Annotated in this window: 22 protein-coding genes; 16 read left to right on the top strand and 6 right to left on the bottom strand. The window is 63.4% G+C overall.

Features of this window, described 5'->3' with window-relative positions:
* The first annotated feature begins 11 nt into the window (after positions 1-11).
* Genes kdpB through GV819_RS10825 form a run of 3 tightly spaced genes read left to right on the top strand, consistent with a single transcriptional unit; the run spans position 12 to position 5,531 of the window.
* Positions 12-2,084 carry a potassium-transporting ATPase subunit KdpB gene (kdpB, locus tag GV819_RS10835; protein WP_161756067.1) on the top strand — a complete coding sequence of 691 codons (2,073 nt, stop codon included), beginning with the start codon at positions 12-14 and terminating at the stop codon, positions 2,082-2,084.
* Positions 2,085-2,142: 58 nt separating this feature from the next.
* On the top strand, positions 2,143-4,842 hold the full coding sequence (locus tag GV819_RS10830; RefSeq protein WP_161756066.1) for a sensor histidine kinase: 2,700 nt from the start codon (positions 2,143-2,145) through the stop codon (positions 4,840-4,842).
* Positions 4,839-5,531, top strand: coding sequence for a response regulator (locus tag GV819_RS10825; RefSeq protein WP_161756065.1), 693 nt, complete (start codon positions 4,839-4,841; stop codon positions 5,529-5,531). The genes GV819_RS10830 and GV819_RS10825 overlap by 4 nt, the downstream gene beginning before the upstream one ends.
* Here the strand turns inward: GV819_RS10825 and GV819_RS32935 are convergent.
* Complete coding sequence (locus GV819_RS32935) at positions 5,510-5,662, bottom strand: hypothetical protein (protein ID WP_178124791.1); 153 nt, start codon at positions 5,660-5,662, stop codon at positions 5,510-5,512. The two genes, GV819_RS10825 and GV819_RS32935, sit on opposite strands and share 22 nt — an antisense overlap.
* 221 nt (positions 5,663-5,883) lie before the next feature.
* Between GV819_RS32935 and GV819_RS10820 the strand changes: the two genes are divergently transcribed.
* The gene (locus GV819_RS10820; protein WP_161756064.1) at positions 5,884-6,390 is read left to right on the top strand and encodes a GNAT family N-acetyltransferase; all 507 of its coding nucleotides are present in this window, start codon (positions 5,884-5,886) and stop codon (positions 6,388-6,390) included.
* A 66-nt stretch (positions 6,391-6,456) separates the two neighbouring features.
* On the opposite strand, the gene GV819_RS10815 is transcribed toward GV819_RS10820, so the two are convergent.
* Positions 6,457-6,942 carry a GNAT family N-acetyltransferase gene (locus GV819_RS10815; RefSeq protein ID WP_161756063.1) on the bottom strand — a complete coding sequence of 162 codons (486 nt, stop codon included), beginning with the start codon at positions 6,940-6,942 and terminating at the stop codon, positions 6,457-6,459.
* 180 nt (positions 6,943-7,122) lie between these two features.
* Between GV819_RS10815 and GV819_RS10810 the strand changes: the two genes are divergently transcribed.
* Positions 7,123-7,266, top strand: coding sequence for a hypothetical protein (locus tag GV819_RS10810; RefSeq protein WP_161756062.1), 144 nt, complete (start codon positions 7,123-7,125; stop codon positions 7,264-7,266).
* 69 nt (positions 7,267-7,335) lie between these two features.
* On the opposite strand, the gene GV819_RS10805 is transcribed toward GV819_RS10810, so the two are convergent.
* Complete coding sequence (locus GV819_RS10805) at positions 7,336-8,190, bottom strand: LysR family transcriptional regulator (protein WP_161756061.1); 855 nt, start codon at positions 8,188-8,190, stop codon at positions 7,336-7,338.
* Positions 8,191-8,279: 89 nt separating this feature from the next.
* On the opposite strand from GV819_RS10805, the gene GV819_RS10800 reads away from it, so the two are divergent.
* From GV819_RS10800 to GV819_RS10780, 5 genes are all read left to right on the top strand, one after another.
* Positions 8,280-8,714, top strand: coding sequence for a multidrug/biocide efflux PACE transporter (locus GV819_RS10800; RefSeq protein ID WP_161756060.1), 435 nt, complete (start codon positions 8,280-8,282; stop codon positions 8,712-8,714).
* Positions 8,715-8,913: 199 nt separating this feature from the next.
* Positions 8,914-9,522: a paraquat-inducible protein A gene (locus GV819_RS10795; protein ID WP_161756059.1), complete on the top strand. Its 609-nt coding sequence runs from the start codon at positions 8,914-8,916 to the stop codon at positions 9,520-9,522.
* Positions 9,522-10,136: a paraquat-inducible protein A gene (locus tag GV819_RS10790; RefSeq protein WP_161756058.1), complete on the top strand. Its 615-nt coding sequence runs from the start codon at positions 9,522-9,524 to the stop codon at positions 10,134-10,136. Before GV819_RS10795 ends, GV819_RS10790 begins: the two co-directional genes overlap by 1 nt.
* Positions 10,129-11,820, top strand: coding sequence for an intermembrane transport protein PqiB (locus GV819_RS10785; protein WP_161756057.1), 1,692 nt, complete (start codon positions 10,129-10,131; stop codon positions 11,818-11,820). The genes GV819_RS10790 and GV819_RS10785 overlap by 8 nt, the downstream gene beginning before the upstream one ends.
* Positions 11,817-12,401 (top strand): PqiC family protein, encoded by a 585-nt coding sequence (locus GV819_RS10780; protein WP_161756056.1) that lies wholly within the window; start codon positions 11,817-11,819, stop codon positions 12,399-12,401. The genes GV819_RS10785 and GV819_RS10780 overlap by 4 nt, the downstream gene beginning before the upstream one ends.
* A gap of 22 nt (positions 12,402-12,423) precedes the next feature.
* Here the strand turns inward: GV819_RS10780 and GV819_RS10775 are convergent, their stop codons facing one another.
* Positions 12,424-13,341, bottom strand: coding sequence for a LysR family transcriptional regulator (locus tag GV819_RS10775; RefSeq protein ID WP_161756055.1), 918 nt, complete (start codon positions 13,339-13,341; stop codon positions 12,424-12,426).
* Between the two features lie 192 nt (positions 13,342-13,533).
* Between GV819_RS10775 and GV819_RS10770 the strand changes: the two genes are divergently transcribed.
* The 6 genes from GV819_RS10770 to GV819_RS10745 all read left to right on the top strand — a co-directional run bounded on the left by GV819_RS10770 (position 13,534) and on the right by GV819_RS10745 (position 19,288).
* Positions 13,534-14,292, top strand: a complete 759-nt coding sequence (locus tag GV819_RS10770) for a 5-oxoprolinase subunit PxpA (protein ID WP_161756054.1) — start codon at positions 13,534-13,536, stop codon at positions 14,290-14,292.
* 95 nt (positions 14,293-14,387) lie between these two features.
* Positions 14,388-14,630, top strand: coding sequence for an acetyl-CoA carboxylase (locus tag GV819_RS10765; RefSeq protein WP_161756053.1), 243 nt, complete (start codon positions 14,388-14,390; stop codon positions 14,628-14,630).
* Positions 14,631-14,640: 10 nt separating this feature from the next.
* A complete protein-coding gene (locus GV819_RS10760; protein ID WP_161756052.1) occupies positions 14,641-16,014 on the top strand; it encodes an acetyl-CoA carboxylase biotin carboxylase subunit in 1,374 nt (457 codons plus the stop codon).
* The gene (locus GV819_RS10755; protein ID WP_161756051.1) at positions 16,011-16,883 is read left to right on the top strand and encodes a 5-oxoprolinase subunit B family protein; all 873 of its coding nucleotides are present in this window, start codon (positions 16,011-16,013) and stop codon (positions 16,881-16,883) included. Before GV819_RS10760 ends, GV819_RS10755 begins: the two co-directional genes overlap by 4 nt.
* The gene (locus GV819_RS10750) at positions 16,880-17,854 is read left to right on the top strand and encodes a biotin-dependent carboxyltransferase family protein (RefSeq protein WP_161756050.1); all 975 of its coding nucleotides are present in this window, start codon (positions 16,880-16,882) and stop codon (positions 17,852-17,854) included. The genes GV819_RS10755 and GV819_RS10750 overlap by 4 nt, the downstream gene beginning before the upstream one ends.
* A 111-nt stretch (positions 17,855-17,965) precedes the next feature.
* Positions 17,966-19,288 carry a purine-cytosine permease family protein gene (locus GV819_RS10745; RefSeq protein ID WP_161756049.1) on the top strand — a complete coding sequence of 441 codons (1,323 nt, stop codon included), beginning with the start codon at positions 17,966-17,968 and terminating at the stop codon, positions 19,286-19,288.
* 110 nt (positions 19,289-19,398) lie between these two features.
* On the opposite strand, the gene GV819_RS10740 is transcribed toward GV819_RS10745, so the two are convergent.
* Both GV819_RS10740 and GV819_RS10735 read right to left on the bottom strand, forming a co-directional pair.
* Positions 19,399-21,009, bottom strand: a complete 1,611-nt coding sequence (locus GV819_RS10740) for an inorganic phosphate transporter (RefSeq protein WP_161756048.1) — start codon at positions 21,007-21,009, stop codon at positions 19,399-19,401.
* A gap of 244 nt (positions 21,010-21,253) precedes the next feature.
* Positions 21,254-22,276 carry a transporter gene (locus GV819_RS10735; protein WP_161756047.1) on the bottom strand — a complete coding sequence of 341 codons (1,023 nt, stop codon included), beginning with the start codon at positions 22,274-22,276 and terminating at the stop codon, positions 21,254-21,256.
* Positions 22,277-22,508: the final 232 nt, after the last annotated feature.

Below are 22,508 nucleotides of genomic sequence, written 5' to 3'. Positions count from 1 at the left end.
AGACAGCGACCATGAGTAAGAACGCTCGTACACCTTTGTTCGACCGTGGGCTGTTGCTCACGGCGTGCCTGGATGCCGTGAAGAAACTGCTGCCCCAGGCGCAGTGGAAGAACCCGGTGATGTTCGTGGTCTACCTGGGCAGCCTGCTCACCACATTGTTGTGGTTGCAGTCCCTGGGCGGTGAGGGTGAAGCCCCTAGCGGCTTCATCCTCAGCATCACTCTGTGGCTGTGGTTCACCGTACTGTTTGCCAACTTCGCCGAAGCCCTGGCCGAGGGCCGCAGTCGAGCCCAGGCTGCGAGCCTCAAGGGCATGAAGCGCCAGACCCTGGCCAAGCTGTTGCAGCAGCCCAGGCACGGTGCCGCCTGGCTGCCCATGGCCGCCAGCGAACTGCGCAAGGACATGGTGGTGCTGATCGAAGCCGGCGACCTGGTGCCCCTGGACGGGGAGGTGATCGAAGGCGTGGCCACCGTGGACGAGAGCGCCATCACCGGCGAATCGGCACCGGTGATCCGCGAGGCCGGGGGCGATTTTTCCTCGGTCACTGGCGGCACCAAGGTGCTTTCCGACTGGCTGGTGGTGCGCATCAGCGTTAACCCCGGCGAGTCGTTCCTGGACCGTATGATCTCCATGGTGGAGTCCGCCAAGCGCCAGAAGACCCCCAACGAGGTGGCCCTGACCATTCTCCTGGTGGGCCTGACCTTGCTGTTCCTGCTGGTGATCGTGACCCTGAGCCCGTACTCGATCTTCGCCGTGGCCATGAGCGGCACCGGCAATGTGGTCAGTGCCACGGTGATGGTGGCGCTGCTGGTGTGCCTGATCCCCACTACCATCGGCGGGCTGCTCTCGGCCATCGGCGTGGCGGGCATGAGCCGGATGATGTCGGCCAACGTCATCGCCACCTCCGGGCGCGCGGTGGAAGCGGCGGGGGACGTGGACGTGCTGCTGCTGGACAAGACCGGCACCATCACCCTGGGCAACCGCCAGGCCAGCGCCTTCCTGCCGGCTCCGGGAATCAAGGACAGCGAGCTGGCAGACGCCGCGCAACTGGCTTCCCTGGCGGACGAAACCCCCGAAGGCCGGAGCATCGTGGTGCTGGCCAAGCAGAAGTTCGACATCCGTGGGCGGGACATCAATACCCTCGGTGCAAGCTTTGTGCAGTTCACCGCGCAGACCCGCATGAGCGGCGTCGACCTGCCGGACGGACGCAGCATTCGCAAGGGCGCGGCTGATGCCATTCGCCGGCATATCGAGGCTTTGGGGGGCAGCTTCCCGCCGGCGTTGCAGGCCAAGGTCGATGAAGTCTCGCGCCGTGGCAGCACGCCGCTGGTGGTCAGCGACGGCGCCCAGGCCCTGGGCGTGGTGGAACTCAAGGACGTGGTCAAGGGTGGGATCAAGGAGCGTTTTGCCGAACTGCGGCGCATGGGGATCAAGACCGTGATGATCACCGGCGACAACCGCCTGACGGCTGCGGCGATTGCCGTGGAAGCCGGGGTCGATGATTTTCTCGCCGAGGCGCGTCCCGAGGACAAACTGCAACTGATCCGCGACTACCAGGCCAAGGGCAAGCTGGTGGCCATGACCGGCGACGGCACCAACGACGCCCCGGCCCTGGCCCAGGCCGACGTGGCGGTGGCGATGAACAGTGGCACCCAGGCCGCCAAGGAAGCGGGCAACATGGTCGACCTGGACAGCAACCCGACCAAGCTGATCGAGGTGGTGGAAGTGGGCAAGCAGATGCTCATGACCCGGGGCGCGCTGACCACCTTCAGCGTGGCCAACGACGTGGCCAAGTATTTTGCTATCGTACCGGCCGCCTTTGTCGCCACTTACCCGCAGTTGGGCGCATTGAACGTGATGCACTTGACCAGCCCCAACTCGGCAATCCTCAGTGCGGTGATCTTCAATGCCCTGATCATCGTGTTCCTCATCCCCCTGGCGCTCAAGGGGGTGAAGTACCGGGCCATCGGTGCGGCGGCACTGCTCAACCGCAACTTGTTGATCTATGGTCTGGGCGGGGTGCTGGTACCCTTTGCCGGGATCAAGCTGATCGACATGCTGCTGGCCGGACTCGGCCTGGTCTGACAGGACTGAAACAACGCGGCGCTCCCTGGAGCGCCGCGTTGTTCATTTAAGGAAAATCATGGCTGTGCTCGATGCTATTAACCCGCCGCGTGACGGCCGCCCCGATCCTGATGCGTTGCTGGAAAAGCTGCACCAGGATGAACAGGCGGCCCAGCGCGGCAAGCTGCGGATCTATTTCGGTTCCAACGCCGGGGTCGGCAAGACCTGCGCCATGCTCACCGCCGCCCGCGACGAAGTGGCCCTGGGTCGCGACGTGGTGGCCGGGGTGGTGGAAACCCACGGCCGTCGGGAAACCGCCGAGCTGCTCCAGGGCCTGGAGGTGCTGGAGCGCCACAGCCTGATGCACCGCGATTACGCCTTGCCTGAATTCGATCTGGACGCCGCCTTGGCGCGACGTCCCTCGGTGCTGCTGGTGGACGAACTGGCCCACAGCAACGTCCCCGGCTCTCGCCATCCCAAGCGCTGGCAGGACGTGGAGGAGTTGCTGCGGGCCGGCATCGATGTGTGGACCACCCTCAACGTTCAGCACCTGGAAAGCCTCAACGACATCGTCAGCGGGATCATCGGCATCCGCGTGCGTGAGACCGTGCCCGATCACTTGTTCGATGAAGCCCACGAAGTGCTGGTGATCGACCTGCCGCCGGATGACCTGCTGCGCCGCCTCAAGGACGGCAAGGTCTACATGGGGCCCCAGGCCGAGCGCGCTTCACGCAACTTCTTTCGCAAGGGCAACCTGCTGGCCCTGCGTGAACTGACCCTGCGCCGCACCGCCGACCGGGTCGATGCGCAGATGCGCGATTACCGTCGCGAGCGTTCGATCAATGCCTTGTGGCCGGCTCGGGAGCGGTTGTTGGTGGGCGTGGCCGGTGACCCGGCGGATGAGCGCCTGGTACGTGAGGCCGCGCGCCTGGCGCAGAAGCTCGAAGCCGACTGGATCGTGGTGCATGTGGCCTCGGCGCAACGGGGCGGCCGTGGCACCGGCGCCGGCCGTTATGCCGCGGCCATGAAGACCCTGGCCCTGGCCGCCGAGTTTGGTGCCGAGACCGCCACCTTGCCCGGCCTGGATGTGGCCGAAGCCCTGGTGGCTTGCGCCCGTGAGCACAACGCCAACCGCCTGGTGCTGGGGCATTACCCGCGCAAGGTCTGGCAGTTCTGGCATCAGTCGGTGAGCGACCGCATCAGTCGCCAGCACCCGGAAATCGACCAGATCGTGATCGCCAATGGCCCCTTGAGCCGACGCCAGGCACCTGTGGAAAAGCCCGAGGCCGGTTTGACCCCCAGTCGCGCGCCGGCCTACCTGTGGGCCAGTCTTGCGTGTTTTGCCGCGACGGCGGTGGCGGCGCTGTTGTTGAAGGTTTTCGACCCAGCCAACGTGGTCATGCTGTTCCTGCTCACCGTGGTCCTGGTGGCCCTGCGCTATGGACGCGGCCCGGGTGTCTGGGCGGCGATGCTGGCGGTGTTGTGCTTCGACTTCTTCTTCGTCCAGCCGGTATGGTCGTTCACGGTCAACGACACCCAGTATTTTTTCACCTTTGCCCTGATGCTCGGCATTGCCCTGATCACCGGCCAGCTCACCGCGCGCCTGCGTCATCAGGCACGCACCGCTGCCGAGGGCGAGCGCCGCGCCACTTCCCTGGCCGGCCTGGCTCGGGAGTTGTCGGCGGCCCTGACCGAGGAGCAGATCTGCGCCATGGCCCTGCGCACCTTCAGCGGGGTGTTCGAGGCCCGGGTCGGGCTGGCACTGCCGGATGCCGACAATCGCGTGCGGGCCTTGAGCGCCAACGTCTTGGCAATTGACGAGAGTATTGCCCAGTGGGCCTACGACCATGGCCAGCCAGCAGGGCGGGGCACCGATACCCTGGCGGCGGCCAAGGGTTGCTATCTGCCGCTCAAGGCGCCAATGCGCGTGCGTGGGGTGCTGGTGCTGGAACTGGCGGACGCTGAACGGCTCAAGGAGCCTGAGGAACAACGCCTGCTGGAGGCTTGCATGAGCCAACTGGCGATTGCCCTGGAGCGGGTGCATTACGTCGAAGTGGCCCAGAGCACCGTGGTGCAGATGGAAGGCGAGCGCATGCGCAACACCTTGCTGGCGGCCATTTCCCATGACCTGCGGACCCCGCTGACCACCATCATCGGGGCTGCCGACGCGGCGTTGCCCCACGCTCCGAGTGGCGTGCTGCCGCAACTGTTGCGGGGCATTCACGATCAAGCCACCTCGATGCAGCGGCTGATCGAGAACCTGCTGGACATGGCGCGGATGCAAGAGCGCGGAGTGCGCCTGAACCGTCAGTGGAACTCGTTGGAAGAGATTGTCGGCAGCGCCCTGCGTCAATTGCGCGAGCCCTTGGCCAGGCATGAACTGCGGGTTGTCATGGCGCCACATCTACCCCTGGTGGAAGTGGATGCGCTGCTGTTGGAGCGGGTGCTGGTGAACCTGCTGGACAATGCCGCCAAGTACACCCCGGCCGGAACCCTGGTGCAGATCACTGCCCGCCAGGTCGACCAGCAGATCATTCTGCAGGTCAGCGACTCAGGTCCTGGCTGCCCCAAGGGCAGTTCCCCGGACAGCCTGTTCGAGGCCTTCAGCCGAGGCCAGCAAGAGTCCGCCGTGGCCGGAATCGGCCTGGGGCTGGCCCTGGCCAAACGCATTGTCGAAGCCCATGGCGGACGTATCGAGGCCCAGCCTCACGCCGATGCCGGGCTGAGTTTTGTCATTACCTTGCCGGCGGGACAACCGCCTTCCATGGAAGCCCTATGAGCAGCGCACGCATCCTGATCGTCGAGGACGAAGCCAATATCCGCCGCTTTGTCGGCATCGCCCTGGAGGACGAAGGTTTCCAGGTGTTCGAGGCCGACAGCGTCAAGCGCGCCCTGATCCATGCCGCCAGTCGCCAGCCGGACCTGGTGATTGTCGACCTGGGCCTGCCGGACGGCGACGGCAAGCAGCTGATCAGTGAGCTGCGGGGCTGGCTGGCGGTGCCGATCCTGGTGCTCTCGGCGCGGGATCGGGAAGACGAAAAAGTCGCCGCCCTGGATGCCGGCGCCGACGACTATCTGGTCAAGCCGTTTGGTGTGCCCGAGTTGCTGGCGCGGATTCGCGCGCAACTGCGGCGTCACGGCCAGAGCGGCACGGCGGCGACCACCAGCAAAGTGACCTTCGGCAGCATCGAGGTGGATCTGGCCACCCATGAGGTGCGTCGCGATGGGCAGTTGGTGCATCTCACGCCGATTGAATACCGCCTGCTCTGCGCGCTGATCCGTGGCCAGAGCCGGGTCCTGACCCATCGCCAGTTGCTGCTGGAAGTCTGGGGCCTGGACTATGTCGATCGCGCCCATTACCTGCGGGTACACATGGCTCATCTGCGGCAGAAGCTGGAGGCTGACCCGGCTCAGCCCCAGCACCTGATCACCGAGTTGCAGGTGGGCTATCGCCTGGTAGGGCTTTGATCCTGCGGCGCGGCGTCGGTCGGCGATTGCTTGCCGCCGCGGCGCTCATGCAGGAAGTCGATGTACAAGGTGATGCAACCGAAAGCGCTGATGCCGAACAACATCAAAAGGCCGATCTGGGTATTGCTCATGATCAAGGTCCTGTGGGCAAGACGCAGTAGCTCCGGCCTGTTGGGGCCGGCCACGAGGCGTCGGGGAACTGATAGATAATCCCTTGGCGCAGGCCTTGCCAGGGCTTATATGAAAGCTTTACGGCGCTGCTGGCGATCCCTATACGTTGCATACGCCAAGCCGCCGAGCCCCCAAGTATTGGTAGAATCGGCCATCATTCACCGACTTCAGGTTGCCACCCATGACCGCTTCGACCCCGCTGATCCGCACCGTCCTGAGCACTGACCTGGACCGCTGCTTCGCCATCGAAACCCTGGCCTATGAAGGTGACGAAGCCGCGACCCGGGAAAAGATCGCCACTCGCATCACTGCCTGGCCCGAGGGTTTTATCGTCGCCGAAGTGGATGGGCAGGTGGCCGGCTTCATCAACTCCGGCGCTACCTTCGAGGTGCAGATGGCCGATGAGGCGTTCAAGGAGCTGATCGGCCATGACCCGGCCGGCTCCGAAGTGGTGATCATGTCAGTGGTGGTGCATCCGGATTTCCAGGGCCTGGGCCTGTCTCGGCAACTGTTGCAGTCTTTCATCGCGCGCATGGGCGAGCAGGGTAAGGCGCGGATCCATCTGATGTGCAAGGAGCGCCATGTGCCGCTCTACGAGCGCTTCGGCTTCGTCTATATCAAGGCTTCGGAGTCGGACCACGGAGGCATGGCCTGGCATGAGATGGTGCTGGACCTGGCGGTGCAATGAACCCAAGGCCCCCTGGATACGGCCTTTCTCATGCTCGTGAACAGAGCCTGAGTGGATTCCCAGGCGTTAAAACGCCAGCACCATCCTGCGCTCATAACCGATCCGGCCCTTGTAGGCCTCGCCGTTTTCGACCCAGCCCAGCTTGAGGTAGAGGTTGAACGCCACCTGGTTGTCGGCGTCCACCGCCAGCATCAGGCCCTTGAGGTCCGGCCAGGTCTGGCGCGCGACGGCGGGCACGGCCTGCAAGCAGGCTTTGCCAAAGCCCTGGCCCTGGACCCGCTGGTCCACTTGCAGGGCATGCAGGGTGGCGCTGTCGGCATCCGCCCAGGCCGGCAGGCACGGTGGGCGCTTGAGCAGCAGGAAGGCCACCGGTAGTGCATTGCTGAGCAGGGCGAAGCCCTTGGCCGCGCCCTCCGGGGCATTGGCCAGGGTATACAGCGCGCCGTGAATGTCCCCTGAAAATGCCTTTTGCCCTGGCTGTAGTTCAAAGTTCAGCAGGTGCGCCCGCTGTTGGTTGTCGAGCTGTTCATAAGGCACGAGACGAGTGTTCACTGGCTGCGGAGGTTCAGGTGGGGAAGGTGCGGATTTTAGCGATTTTGCCTGGGCAGAAAATATTTTTCTGCGGCCTGTCGATTGCTCATATGCCCAGGCGACTAAGGGGGAGCTGAGCATTCCAGTGGCTAGTTGCTGGGGGCTCAGTAGGGATTCATTCCACTCTTGAGGGGCTTCGCCTTGCTCAACCCATCCACCGAATCGCCGATCCCCACGCTGATCGACAGCTGGCAACAGGCGGTGATCGCCACGGACATCGAGCGTACCATCAGCTACATCAAGGGCCGGCATCCGGCTCCGCATAGCCACTGCTGCAGGGGGTGATCGGCAGGGGCGGCATGCCGTACGAAGAGGATGCGCGATTGATCATCCGGGCGGGATATTCGAGCAGGATCACTCCAGCATCCAGCCCAGCAACCAACTCCCCGCCGGCCCCGGTGGATGCAGGCGCGACCAGAGGGCATCCACCGCCACCGTGCGTGGCCAGCCCCGGACTTTCAGTTCCTGCAGTCTGCCGGCGCCAAAGCCCTCCACCAGCCAGCGCGGCAACGGTGCCCAGCCAAAGCCGCCCTGGGCCATTTCCAGCAGCATCAGGTAGCTGGGGGCTGACCACACGCGCCCTTGGCTGCGGCTGTCATAGGGGTTGAGCACCGTCGCCAGGCGCAGTTCGCGGTGCTGGCGCAGGGCCTCCTGGTCGACGCGATCCAGTCGGGCCAAGGGGTGCTCGCGGGACACGAACAGGGACATTTCACCCCGCTCATCCATGGTCCGGTGGTCCAGGTCTGCCGGGTAGTCGGTCTGCATCTCGGCGAAGGCAATCTGGGCCCGGCCACTTTGCACCAGGGCGATCAGGTCTTCGCACTCGGCAATCAGGCATTCCAGTTCCAGGTCCGGGTAACGCTGCTCGAAGGCACTGAGGCAGCTTTCAAAGCGATCCGACTGATAGGTGTCGGAGAGGGCCACGGTAAGTTTCGCCTCTATACCCTGGGACAGCTGGCTGGCGACCATTTCCAGGCGACTGGTGGCGGCGAGGATTTCTTCCGCTCGCTGCAGCAGTACATGCCCGGCCGGAGTCAGGCCAGGTTTGCGGCTGGTGCGGTCGAACAGTTGTACATCAAGATCGATTTCCAGGCTGGCCACCGCAGCGCTGATGGTCGACTGACTCTTGCCCAGTTTGCGTGCAGCAGCGGAAAAGGAGCCTTGGGTCGCTGCCTGGACGAACGCCAGCAGCACTTCATGTGAGGCCATGAACTATCGCCTTGATCGATGGTTATTGGTTATGAAGTATCGACGTACTCCTGGAGAATCGCCAGTACATTCACTCAAGGAGCAAGGTAATGAGCCTGCACAAGTCCCTTACCGAACGTATTTTCCAGGCCGTGGGCTTTGAGCTGCTGGCGGTGCTGATCTGTACCCCGCTGCTGTCCTGGCTCATGGACAAGCCCATGGCCGACATGGGCCTGGTAACCATCGGCATCGGCCTTTTGGCACTGGTTTGGAACGTGGTGTTCAACGGTCTTTTCGATCGTCTGCTCAAGCGTCTGCGCCTGGCACGCAACGGCTGGACCCGGGTCTTGCATGCCCTGCTGTTCGAAGGCGGGCTGGTGGCGGTGGGGGTACCGCTGATTGCCTGGTGGTTGAATGTCAGCCTGTTGCAGGCATTCATTCTGGATATCGGCGTCCTGTTGTTCTTCCTGCCGTATACCTACCTCTACCACTGGGCCTACGATGTGCTGCGGGACAAGTGGCAGCAACAGCGCCTGGCCCACTGAGCAGGGATGAGTGCTGAGGTTCGCCGGCCCCGGTCTTAGTCGGCGAAAATCTCAGGGGCGCCTATTATGGCGTAGACGTTTGTGTCGAGCCCTCAGACAAAACTGGACAGCGTCCTCGAGTTTTTCTGAAACTGTGCCCCCGCACAGCCTGAGTAGGGGCGGTCACTGAACCTACTGCCCCATCGACTATCAGAAGACCATGACTATTTCCCGCAACTGGATCATCTGCGAACACTGCGATTCGCTGTACGAATCGGTACCGCTCGGTAAAGGCCAGACCGCCCAGTGTTCACGCTGTGGTGGGTTGTTGGCCCGTGCCCGGCATTTGAGTGTGCAGCAACTGTTTGCCCTGTCGATCACCGCTGGGTTGTTGTTCGTCTTCGCCAATCTGTTTCCGGTGGTCAAGATCAGCCTCGAAGGCCTGAGCAACGAAGCGACGCTTTGGCAATCGGTGGAAGCCCTGGCCCAAGGGCGCATCAGCCTGATTGCCGCGGTTACCGGCCTGACCATTATTCTCGCGCCCTGCCTGCAGATCATCCTGCTGTGCTGGGTGCTGGGGTTCGCCTGTATCGAGCGTGCTGCACCGGGCTTCAAGGCTTGCATGCGGGCCCTGGAGCATTTACGCCCATGGAGCATGCTCGAGGTCTGCCTGCTGGGAATCCTGGTGGCCATCGTCAAGCTGGCGGGCATGCTCGACGTGCATCCAGGGCTGGGACTGTGGGCCCTGGCGATGCTCACGGTGCTGATCATCCTGATTTCCGGCAAGGATATCCGCTACCTCTGGGATGACCTGGAGGGTCGCTATTGATGAGCGCGCCGCCCTACGCCCGGGACCACCAGTTGATGCTGTGCCACACCTGTGGCCAGGTCTGCCCGCAGTCCGTGCACCGCTGTCCGCGCTGCGATTCGGTGGTGCATGCACGCAAGCCCAACAGCCTGGCGCGCACCTGGGCATTTCTCCTGGCCAGCCTGATCTTCTATATTCCTGCCAATCTGCTGCCGGTGATGCACACCAAGATCTTTGGCAGCGCCAGTGAAAACACCATCATGAGCGGCGTGGTGGAATTCTGGAAAGCCGGCGCCTGGGACATTGCCCTGCTGATTTTCATTGCCAGCGTGGTGGTGCCCTGCATCAAGTTTTTCGTCCTTGGTACCTTGCTGGTGACCTGTCAGCGCCGTTCGCGCTGGGCCCAGCGTGAACGTGCCAAGCTATACCGCTTTATCGAACTGATTGGTTACTGGTCGATGCTCGATGTAGTGGTGGTGGCCCTGGTGGCGGCCCTGGTGCAGTTTCGTGCCCTGAGCTCCATCGATCCGCGCCTGGGCATTCTGTTTTTTGGTTTAGTGGTGGTGCTGACGATGTTGGCGGCCATGAGTTTCGATCCCCGGCTTATCTGGGATGTAGAGGTTGAAGATGTCTGATCATCCAGGTTCCAACGCAGCAACTCCCCAGCCTGCCCCAGGTGCCCCGGTGGTGCACACGCGACGCTTCAATGTCTCGCTGGTGTGGCTGGTGCCGATTGTCGCGGCCCTGGTGGGGCTGTCGATGGTGGTCCACAATTCGCTGTCGGCCGGCCCGGAAATCTCCATCAGCTTCCAGACCGCCGAAGGCCTGGAAGCTAACAAGACCCAGGTCAAATACAAGAACGTGGTGATCGGCAAGGTCACGTCCATCGCCTTGAGCGACGACCGCCGCAAGGTGCTGGCCAAGGTCGAGCTGGACCAGTCTGCCGAACCCTTCACCGCCGACGACTCGATGTTCTGGGTGGTCCGGCCGAGGATCGGCGCCAACGGTATTTCCGGGGTCGACACCTTGCTGTCGGGGGCTTTTATCGGCGCCGACGCGGGCAAGTCGGAAAAGCGCAAAGACAGCTTCAAGGGCCTGGAAACCCCACCACCCATCACCTATGGGCAGAAGGGCAAGCGCTTCACCCTGCACACCGATGACCTGGGATCACTGGACATCGGTTCGCCGATCTATTACCGGCGCATCGAGGTGGGGCAGGTGGTCTCCTACCAGTTGGCCAACAGCGGCAAGGGCGTGGATGTGAAGATCTTCGTCAATGCGCCCAATGATAAATACGTGACCACCGATACACGCTTCTGGAATGCCAGCGGGGTGGATGTGACCCTTGGTGCCAACGGCCTCAAGGTCAATACCGAGTCGGTGTCCTCGATCCTTTCCGGGGGGATTGCCTTCGTCGAGCCCAAGTACAGCCCCGATGCCAAGTCGGCCGAGGAGAACGCCGAATACACCCTGTTCGGCGACCAGGACACCGCGCTGGCCCCGCCCGATGGCGCGCCGTACTACATCCGCATGCGCTTCGACCAGGCCCTGCGTGGCCTGGCCGTCAATGCCCCGGTGGAGTTCCTCGGAGTGAACATCGGCAAGGTGGTGTCCATGGACCTGGACTATGACGAGCAGCGCAAATATTTCCCGACCCTGGTGGGCGCGGTGATCTATCCCGAACGCCTGGGCAAGGCCCATGAAAAACTGCTGAAGCAGACCGGCGGCGAAGACGAGGCCCGCGGTGCGCAACTGATCGGCACCTTTGTCAAGAGCGGTCTGCGGGCCCAGCCCCGCAGCGGCAACCTGCTGACCGGACAGTTGTACATCTCCCTGGATTTTGTCAGCAACGCCAAACCGGTGGCCTATGACCCTACCGTGCGGCCGCTGGAGATTCCCACCGTGCCGGGCAGCATGGACAAGCTGCAGGAGCAACTGCAGGCCGTGGTGGACAAGATCAGCAAGCTGCCGATCGACAGCATTGCCGCCAACCTCAATGGCAGCCTGGTGGAGATGCAGAAGACCTTGAAGCAGGTCAACGGCGAAGTGTTGCCGCAGATGCGCGACACCCTGGAGCAGTCGAAGAAGACCCTGGCCAGCGCCAACGAGAGTTTCTCCGAGGATTCGCCACAGCGTCAAAAACTCAGCCAGGCCATGGAGGAAGTGCAACGCACGGCACGCTCGGTGCGGGTGCTCAGCGACTTCCTCGGTCGTCATCCTGAAGCGCTGATTCGCGGGCGCATCAAAGACCACCAACCGGATGCCTATCAGTCGCCATCCTCCTCTGTTCGCGAATCCGTACCGGAAGCCCAGCCATGAAAACCCGTGCCTTGTTGTTGAGCCTGACCCTGGGACTTGCCGCTTGCAGCTCCGCGCCCACCCATTACTACACCCTGCTGCCGCCGGTGACTGAAGGCAGTGGCGGTGCTCGGGCCGGGGCCATGCAGTTCGAGATGTCCACCGTGCGCATCCCGGTCCAGGTCGACCAGCCACAACTGGTGGTACGCCAGGACAGTGGCTCCCTGGCGATCCTGGAAACCCAACGCTGGAGCGCACCGTTGGTGGATGAATTCCACGACGCCCTGGCCAGCCAGATGGAGCAGCAGCTGGGTACACGCAACCTCGAAGGCTTGCCGAAACAGCCTGGGCGTCCGGTGCTGTCGCTGCAGACCGATGTTCGGCGTTTCGAGTCCCTGCCTGGACGCTATGCCTTGATTGACGTGGTCTGGAGCCTGCGTGTGCGAGGCGATGGCGGCTCACCCCGCAGCCTGACCTGTAGCAGCCAGATTCGCCAGCCGGCAGGTGTCGAGCTGAGCAGTCTGGTACAGGCTCACCAACAGGCCATTGCGCAGTTGGCCAGGCAGATTGCCGCCACCGCGCAACACTGGAGCTGTCCCTGAAAGTGATTTCGTCGGCGTTGCCTCAGCGGCGGGTGGAGAGCTGCTGAGGGGCAAGGAACGCGTCGTGGAAGTAGTCGCGCAAGGCCTGCATCGCCGGGGTAAAGGCTCGTTCGCGGTGCCAGGCCAGGCCGACGCTCATCGGCGTGACCGAGTCGCTGACGCTGAGGGTCTCGATGCGTTTGCCCTCCAGGGACCAGGGCCGGTGCACCAGGTCCGAGAGGATCGCCACGCCGCTGCCGTTGGCCACCATGCTGCGCACCGCCTCCACCGAACTGGTACGCACCCGCACCCTGGGCTGTTGCCCCGCCTGTTCCCAATAACGCATGGCGCTCTGTTCGGCCTCATCGACGGTCAGCAGGATGAACGGCTCCTCGGCCACGTCCGCCAGGCTGACACTGGCTCGTTCGCACAAGTGATGATGGGCCGGTAGCCACAGCCGGCGCTCGGAGTTGAACAGGGTTTCCGAGACGATATCCGGGTGCGTCAGGTTGGCCGTGAGCACCACGGCCATGTCGAAACGTCCGGCCAGCAACCCTTGCTCGATGGCCTGGCGTTCCTGTTCGTGGAGTTCGATGGTGACATCCGGGTGCCAGTGTTCCAGGCGCTGCAGGTGGTGCGGCAGGAAGTAGCCGATCACGGTGTAGCTGGCTGCCAGGTGCAGCACACCGCTGGCCCGATAGTCCGGCAGTGGGCTGTTCAGCGCATCGTCGACGCTGCGCAGGATCACGTAGGCGCGGTTGAGAAAGTGCCGCCCGGCATCGGTCAGGCTCATGCCCTGGGCCGAGCGTACGAACAGCTGCACGGCCAGCATCGCTTCCAGCTCCTTGATCGCCGTGGTCACTGCCGACTGGGAGATATTCAAGTGGATCGCCGCTTGGGAGATCTGGCCGATCTCGGCGGTAGCAACGAAGTAGCGCACCTGGCGCAACGTCAGCGACATCGAAAAATCCTCAGGTTGCACACTGCGATTGAAAGGCGAAACGGACCTTTTAGTAGGCGCAGCCTACGCCAGCGCTTACCGATAGTGTTATCTGTTTTTCAGAAGAAGCTCTATCTGATAATAGATCTTCCCAAGGGGTTAAGGCCGTTCTAATTTCCATTGCACGAAGTCACGTAAGTTGGAGCAACAGTGATGCAGGCAGTGGATTTCAATTCGGACATGGGCGAAAGCTTCGGCCCCTGGACCATCGGCGATGGCGTTGATAACGAACTGATGGGCTTCATCAGTTCGGCCAATATCGCCACCGGCTTTCACGCCGGCGACCCCGGCACCATGCGTCGCACCATCGAGCAGGCCAAGCGCCTGGGCGTGGCCATCGGCGCCCATCCGGGATTCCGCGACCTGGTGGGATTCGGTCGTCGGCACATCAATGCCCCAGCCCAGGAGCTGGTGGATGACATGCTCTACCAACTCGGCGCCCTGCGTGAGCTGGCTCGGGTCCAGGGCCTCAAGTTGCAGCACATCAAGCCCCACGGCGCGCTCTATATGCATCTGGCCCGGGACGAGGAAGCTGCGCGATTACTGGTGGAAAACCTGCGCAAGCTGGAGCCGGAACTGCTGCTGTATTGCATGCCCAACTCGGTGATCTGGCACGTTGCCCAGGAGTTGGGGCACCCGGTAATCCGCGAGTTCTACGCCGACCGCGACTACGACCTCAGTGGTTCCATCGTCTTCACCCGCCAGGTGCGTGCCCTGGATCCGGCCGTGGTCGCGGCCAAGGTGCTGCGGGCCTGCCAGACCGGCCTGGTGCGCACGGTTGAAGGCGAGGATTTGTTCATCGAGTTCGACTCCATCTGCCTGCACAGCGACACCCCAGGTGCCCTGGATCTGGTGGAAGCCACCCGCACAGCGCTGGATCAGGCCGGCATCGAGGTCCGCCCACCGCGTTGAACTACGCCATTCCGACACATCGCGCACAGACGCGGGTTGCACCCGGGTTTTGAATTTTTGCCTGCCTTTCTACAACTATTCCAAGAGGAACAGACATGGCCGAACACAGTGTTATCACCCCATTGCCGGGCACGTTCTATCGCAAGGCTACCCCTGAGTCGGCGCCTTTTGTCGAGGTTGGCGCCAGCGTCAGCGCCGATACCGTGATCGGCCTGATCGAAGTCATGAAGCAGTTTTCCGAACTGACGGCCGGGAGCGCGGGCCAGGTCAGTGCTTTTCTGGTGGAAGACGGTGATCCGGTGGAACCGGGTCAGGTCGTCGCGACGCTCGAACAGTGAGGGCCGGAACATGACTCAGTCGATCAAGAAATTGCTGGTCGCCAACCGTGGCGAGATCGCCGTGCGCATCATCCGCGCGGCCAAGGCCCTGGGGATTCCCAGCGTCGCTGCCTGCAGCGAGGCGGATGCCGATTCCATGGCGGCGCGGATGGCCGATGAGGTGCAGATCATCGGTCCGGCCCGGGCCGATAAAAGCTACCTGAATGTCGAGGCGCTGCTCGGCGCGCTGCACCACAGTGGCGCCAATGCGGTGCATCCGGGCTATGGCTTTCTTGCGGAGAACGCCGGGTTCGCCGATGCGGTGGTCAAGGCCGGGGCGATCTTCGTCGGCCCCAGCGCCGAGACCATTCGCCGCATGGGCGACAAGGCACAAGCCCGGCGCACTGCGCAGGCTGCCGGGGTGCCAGTGGTGCCCGGTTCTGCCAGTGAACTCTTCGAGCTGGACGCGGCGCTCAAGGCCGCTGAGGCGGTGTGCTATCCGCTGCTGATCAAGGCCAGCGCGGGCGGTGGCGGCCGGGGTATCCGACTGGCCCAGGATGCAGCGCAATTGCGGGAGGAGTTTCCCCGGGCCCAGCGTGAGGCCCAGACCGCCTTCGGCAATGGCGCGGTGTACCTGGAGCGTTTTATCGGCCGGGCCCGGCACATTGAAGTCCAGGTGCTGGGGGACGGCAAACACGCGGTGCATCTGTTCGAGCGCGAGTGTTCGCTGCAGCGGCGCCGGCAGAAGATCTTCGAGGAAGCGCCGTCGCCAGTGCTCAGCGATGCCCAGCGTGAACAACTCTGCAGCAGCGCGGTACGCCTGACCGAGGCCCTGGGTTACCAGGGCGCGGGTACCCTGGAATACCTGTATGACGACAGCACCGGCGAGTTCTTCTTTATCGAGATGAACACGCGGATCCAGGTGGAGCACCCCATCAGCGAGCTGATCACTGGCATCGATCTGGTCCAGGCCATGCTGCGCATCGCCGGGGGCGAACCCCTGGGCCTGCGCCAGAGTGATATCCAGCTCAACGGCGCGGCCTTGCAGATGCGCTTGAACGCTGAAGACCCAGCGCGGGATTTCTTCCCCAGTCCAGGCAAGGTCGAACAGTTGATCTGGCCACAAGGGGTCGGAGTGCGGGTCGATAGTCATCTGTACCCGGGGTATTGTGTGCCGCCTTACTACGACTCGCTGCTGGCCAAGTTGATTGTCCACGGGCGTGACCGTGGCGAGGCGTTGGCCCGGGCGCGGATTGCCGTGGATCAGACCACTTTGACCGGCATGGCCAGTACCTTGTCGTTGCACCGCGAGCTGTTGGCCGAACCCTGGCTGCAGCGTGCCGACTTCCATACCGGGACCCTGGAAACCTGGCTGGCCGAGCGCCGCGCCGGAGGTGTTGCATGAGTCAGCCAATCCGTTACAGCTTCGGTGCCGATGAGCACTTGTTCGCCGAAGTCAGCGACAGCATGTCCCTGGAGGCGTTCTTCAAGGGCATGGCGGTGACCCGCGCGGTGGAGCGCCTGGCGTTGGATGGGGTGCTGGATGTGTGCCTGGCCAATGCCTCGTTCCAGATCCGTTTCGACCCGGATCGCATTGCTCCACACACTTTGTTGGAGGCGGTCCAGCAGGCCGAGGCGGGGGCAGTGGCCGAACGCAGCCTGCACACTCGGATCATCGAAATTCCGGTGCTCTACAACGACCCGTGGACCCATGAAACCCTGATGCGTTTTCGCGACCGGCACCAGGACCCCAGCGCCACTGACCTTGAGTACGCGGCACGGATCAACGGCCTGGCGGACGTCGAGGCGTTTATCGCGGCCCACAGCGGTGCCCCCTGGTTCGTCTCCATGGTGGGCTTTGTCGCCGGCCTGCCGTTCATGTTCCAGATGGTCGAGCGGGAGCGTCAGTTGCAGGTGCCCAAGTACCTGCGACCCCGCACCGACACGCCGAAACTGACCCTGGGCCACGGCGGCTGTTTCGGTTGCATCTACTCGGTGCGCGGTGCCGGTGGCTATCAGATGTTCGGGGTGACCCCGGCACCGATCTACGACCCGCAGCAGCAACTGGCTTATCTCAAGGCGCACATGGTGTTCTTCCGTCCGGGGGACATCGTGCAGTTCAAACCGATCGACCGTGAGGCTTACGACCAGGCAGTGGCCGAAGTGGAGGCCGGGCGCTTCGACCTGCGCATCCGTGAGGTGGAATTTTCCCTGGATGCCTTTCTTGCCGACCCGGTCGGTTATCCCAAGTCGCTGCAGGAGGTGCTGGCATGATCAAGGTCATCAAACCGGGCCTGGCCACATCGGTGCAGGACCTGGGTCGTGAAGGTTTCTATCACCTGGGTATTCCGCCGTCTGGCGCCCTGGATCAGTACGCCCTGAGTGCGGCCAACCAGTTGGTGGGCAACCCGGCGGGTGCTGCGGGGCTGGAATGCACCTTGCTCGGTCCCGAGCTTGAGTTCAGCGAAGATGCCCTGGTAGCGGTTTGCGGCGCGCACATGACGCCCAAGCTCGATGGCGTGGACATGCACCTGGATACCGCCTTCGCGGTCAAGGCCGGGCAAGTGCTGCGCTTCGATTTTCCCAAGGCCGGGGCCCGGGCCTATCTGGCGGTGGCTGGCGGCATTGATGTGCCGCTGGTACTGGGCAGCCGTTCCACCTACGCGCTGGGTGCCCTGGGTGGTTTCCAGGGGCGGCGGCTGGCGGTCGGGGATGAGTTGCCGGTGGGTGTCGACCACGGCAAGAGTCGTCCCGGTGCCAGCCTGCCCATGGCCCTGCGCCAAGCCCTGGGCGGTGAAATCACCCTGCGAGTGGTACCGGGTCTTTACTACGAGCGCCTGAGCGACGTGGCCAAGGCCAGCTTCTTCGCCGAACCCTGGACCGTGGGTTCGGAGGCGGACCGCATCGGCTACCGCTTCAAGGGGGGGAGCGCCTTGAGCTTCCAGCCCCGGGAGCAACCGTTCGGCGCCGGTTCCGATCCGTCGAACATCGTCGACAGCTGCTACCCGATCGGTTCGATCCAGGTGCCCGCCGGGCTCGAGCCGATTGTCCTGCACCGCGATGCGGTGTCCGGTGGCGGTTACGCGATGATTGGCACGGTGATCAGCGCCGACCTCGACCTGATTGGCCAGATGCAACCCAACCAGAAGGCCCGCTTCATTGCGGTGACCCTGGAAGAAGCGCTCGAAGCCCGGCGCTCCTATAAGAAAAAGCTCAGCTGTCTGAGCAAACTGTTTCCTTCCTGACTCTGCCCGCCGCATCGCGCGGGCTCTGCCAAACGGTACGCCAACGCCGCACTTCGGTGCGGTGACGGCTGCCCGCGCTTCAACCCTTGATTGGTTCTGGAGTTCACGCATATGGCAGCTTTATCGCAATCGAAGCAAACCGGGCAGGCCCCGGCCAGCGTTGCCGTGCCGAGTGAGGCACGCATGGGCCGGCTGTCCCTGACCATGGCCTGGTGGGCGGTGTGCAGCGCGATGTTCTACATCGTGGTCGGTGCCTCCCTGGCCCTGTCCTACGGTGCCCGCAACGCGCTGATCGGCATGCTGTTATCGGTCATCAGCTACGGCCTGGTGAACAGTGTGCTGAGCCGCTTCGCGATGCGTAGCGGGCTCTCGGTGGCGCTGTTTTCGCGGCTGTTGTTCGGCAGCAGCGGGGCTTGCCTGGCGACCTTGATCTTCTTCTCCACGGCGATCTACTACGCGGTGTTCGAAGGCTCGGTGATTGCCGTGGCGCTCCATCACCTGTACCCGCAACTGCTGTATCCACTGGCCGCGCTGTTGGTGGTGGCCTACAGCGTGCCGCTGATCCTTGGCAGCGTGCAGCACTGGCTGGACAAGCTCAACGGTGTGCTGCTGCCGGTGTACCTGGGGGGGCTGCTGTTCGCCGTGGGCTTGTCCGTCGCTCGTTACGGCTATCAGCCGCAATGGCTGGATTTCGGTCCGGCGAGTCCCAGTGGCTCAGGCTGGTGGGACTGCTTCGTGGCCTACATGGGGGTATGGATCCTGATGCTCTTTACCTTCGACTACGCGCGTTTCGGCAAGCCTGAGGACGCCGCCTACCATGGCCGCTGGAACTTCGGCATGCCGTTCTACGCGGTGACCTTCTTGCTCAATGGCGCTGCGGGGATCTACCTGGTGAGCAGCATTCCCCATGAAGGTGCACTGAATGAAGTCTCGGTGGTGATGGCCATCCTGCAGTTGATGGGCTTGTGGGGGCTGTTGTTCGTCTGGGCCACCCAGACCCGGATCAATACAGCCAACTACTACCTGGCGACCCTGAACATGCAGGCGTTTTTCGGCCGCTTCGGCGTGCGCGGCTCCTACCTGATGTGGGCGGTGGCGGTGGGGATCATTGTCTACGGCTTGATGCTGGCGGATGTGTTCGCCTATCTGCTCAAGGCCCTGGCGTATCAGGGGATCTTCGTGGTCGCCTGGGTCGGTGTGGCCTTGGCGCAGATCCTGCTGGGGCGCACCCAGGTCGCGGCCATCGACAGTGTCTCGGCGTTCAACCCAGTGGGGCTCACGGCCTGGTTCGGTGGCACGGCCCTGGGATTGATGCTGATGTGGGCGGGAGGCGGCCTGGCGAGCTTCTCGGCGCCGCTGACCGGGATCCTGGCCTTTGCCCTGCAGGCTGGCCTGTCGAGCCGCATTCGCGCAAGGCTGCCGGAGTCGGTGTAGCCACTGGCTCCGGTTGCGATAAGGCCCGGAGGGCCCTGGTTGCTGCTCTGCTGCCGAACCGCGGGCGTCCTTGCTACGGTGGGGCGCAGGCGGCAGCGGTTGCGGAGCCCTTAGAACAGTTGGGTGAATAGCCAGTACAGGCTGCCGGACAACAGGATCGCTGCCGGCAGCGTCAGCACCCAGGCCATGGCCAGGTTGCGGATGGTGCGCATCTGCAACCCGCCGCCGTTGGCCACCATGGTCCCGGCCACCCCCGAGGACAGTACGTGGGTGGTGGACACCGGCAGGCCGAACATGTCCGCCGCGCCGATGGTCAGCATGGCCACGGTTTCTGCCGAGGCGCCCTGGGCGTAGGTCAGGTGGGTCTTGCCGATTTTCTCGCCAACGGTCACCACGATGCGTTTCCAGCCCACCATGGTGCCGAGGCCTAGGGCGATGGCCACGGCGATCTTCACCCACAGCGGGATGAAGCGGGTGGCGTTGTCGATCTGTTGCTTGAACAGCTGCAGCTTGTCCTGGGTGTCCTGGTCAAAGTGGCCGACCTGGTTCTTGTCCATCAGGCGGATGGCTTCGCTGGTCAGGTACATGTCGTTGCGCACGTTGCCCATGGCTTCGGCCGGGACCTTGGCCAGCGAGCCGTAACCCTTCACTTCACTGCCGATGGCTCCGGCCAGGGCGGCCAGGGCCGGGATCAGCTCAGGCGTCGCCTCTTTAGTGCGCATGTATTCGGAGAGCACCGCACGAGGCTCGGCCGGGGCCGCTTGCGGGGCGCTTTTCACCAGGGCCTGCTGGGTGACTTCGGCCACGGCGGCGAACTGCAGTGCCTGGTCGGCGGGCATGGTGCGGTTCAGGGCGTAGGCCATGGGCAGGGTGCCCACCAGGATCAGCATGATCAGGCCCATGCCTTTCTGGCCGTCGTTGGAGCCGTGGGCGAAGGACACCCCGGTGCAGGTCAGGATCAGCAGGCCGCGAATCCACCAGGGGGGCGGGGTATTGCCCTTGGGTGCCTTGTACAGTGCACGGTTCTTGACGAACAGGCGCAGGGCCAACAGCAGTAGGGCAGCGAACAGGAAGCCGATCAGCGGCGAGAACAGCAGGGCGTAGCCGACCTTGGTGGCCTGGCTCCAATCCACGCCGCTGGTGCCGTCGCGGCCATGCATGAGTGCATTGGCCACGCCAACGCCGATGATCGAGCCGATCAGGGTGTGGGACGAGGACGCCGGCAGCCCCAGCCACCAGGTGCCGAGGTTCCACAGAATCGCGGCGATCAGCAGGGCGAAGATCATCGCGAAGCCGGAGGAAGAGCCAACCTGCAGGATCAGCTCCACCGGCAGCAGGGCGATGATGCCAAAGGCCACCGCGCCACTGGACAACAACACCCCGAGAAAATTGAACAGGCCGGACCAGACCACGGCGAACTGCGGCGGTAGCGAGTGGGTGTAGATCACCGTCGCCACGGCGTTGGCGGTGTCATGGAAGCCGTTGACGAACTCGAAGCCCAGGGCGATCAGCAAGGCCACGCCCAACAGCAGGAACGGGGTCCAGGTGGTGACCGTGGCGCCCAGTTCGTGCATGTCGTGCACCAGGCTGTAGGCGGTAAACAGCAAGCCCATGGCGAGTACGGCGAAGAACATCACCAGGGCAAACGGTCCGTTCTTTTTATCCAGATGCGGTTTGACGTCAAGGCTGGGGGATGCGGCAGTCAGGGACGGGGTGGCCATTGCTGGACAATCCTGTTGCTGGAAGGAGTGTCACCCATGATCGTTGCCAAATGTTACAGGGAGACTGCCTCAGGTCAGTGTTTACGCGATTGAGCCGTTCCGTTGATCCATTCGAGCCCGCCGCCATCATGGCGGCCATCGCAATCATCGCGTAGGAGCTGGCTTGCCAGCGAAGAGGCCCTTGAACCAGCCGCCGGCCTTGTGCTCGCCTTCGCCGGCAAGCCGGCTCCTACAGGGGGGAGTTTCAGTAGTCCTGACGCTTGCGGAAGGCCCAGCGTCCGGCAATCACGGTGAAGGTGGCCACCAGCGCCACCAGGATCCAGAAACCCTCCGGGTCGCCGGAGAGGGGAATACCGCCGACGTTCATGCCGAAGAAACCGGCGATGATGTTGATCGGCAAGGCCAGTACCGTGACCACGGTCAGGGTGAACAGGGTACGGTTGGTCTGTTCGTTGAGGTTGGCGGCGATCTCTTCCTGCAGCAGTTTGATCCGCTCTCCGAGGACCGTGAGGTCGTTGATGATCAGAGCGAATTCTTCGGTGGACTTGCGCAGCTCCTTGACGTCTTCCTTCTGCAGCCATTGCGGCGGGCGGTTCAGCAGGCGCAGCAGCGAGCCCGGCTCCAGGGCCAACAGCCGTTGCAGGCGCACCAGCACCCGGCGCATGGCCCCCAGTTCCGCCCGGTTGCTGGAGACCCTTGCCGCCAGCAGTTGGTCTTCGATCTGGTCGACGCTGAGGCTGGTCTTGCGCACGATCTGGGTCAGCACTTCGCCCTGGTCCCGCAGCAGGTGTGCCAGCAGTTCCAGGGGTGAGCGAAAGCGTTCCCCGGCCTTGACCGATGAGCGCAGCTTGTCCACCGAGTGCAGCGGTTGCAGGCGGGCGCTGATGATCAGGTTGCTGCGCACGCAGACCCACAGGGTGGAGATGTCCGAGGAGACCATGCTGCTGAAGTTGAACACCACGTCGTTGACCACTGCCAGCAGAGCCGAGTCGACATGTTCGATACGGGTCGAGCGCGAGCCTTCGTGCAGGGCTTCGAAGAACTCGTCCGGCAGTTGCAGGTGGGCCTTCATCCAGCGTTCGCAGGCAGCGTGGGCCAGGTTCAGGTGCAGCCAGAGGAATTCATTGCTGTCTTGCGGTTGTTGCAGGGCTTGCAGGGCCTTGGCGGAATCCAGTTCACGGCCGCGTTCACCGCTACGAAAGCTGAAACCGTAGAGCAGGCCAAACAGATCGGAATCGCGGTGACTCTGGTCGATGCTGTGATTCATGGGGTCTCGCAGGAGGGACAGTGCCTGGCGCGAATTTCACCGGTTCACTTGGACCCCATCATGGCAAGGCTCTTTGACAGTTTTGTGACGTTTTGAAGTGCACCATGGGCCGTGACATACCGATGGTCGGCGGCGCTCAAGATTATTTCGCGGGTGCCGATCACGCTCACATGCAATACGCAGTCGATCCGCCTCGAATGTGCCTGACAGGGATGTCAGAACCTACGCAAGC

The organism is Pseudomonas sp. Fl5BN2, assembly GCF_009908205.1.
Classification (GTDB): domain Bacteria; phylum Pseudomonadota; class Gammaproteobacteria; order Pseudomonadales; family Pseudomonadaceae; genus Aquipseudomonas.
This window is presented reverse-complemented; position numbering and strand designations above follow the sequence as displayed.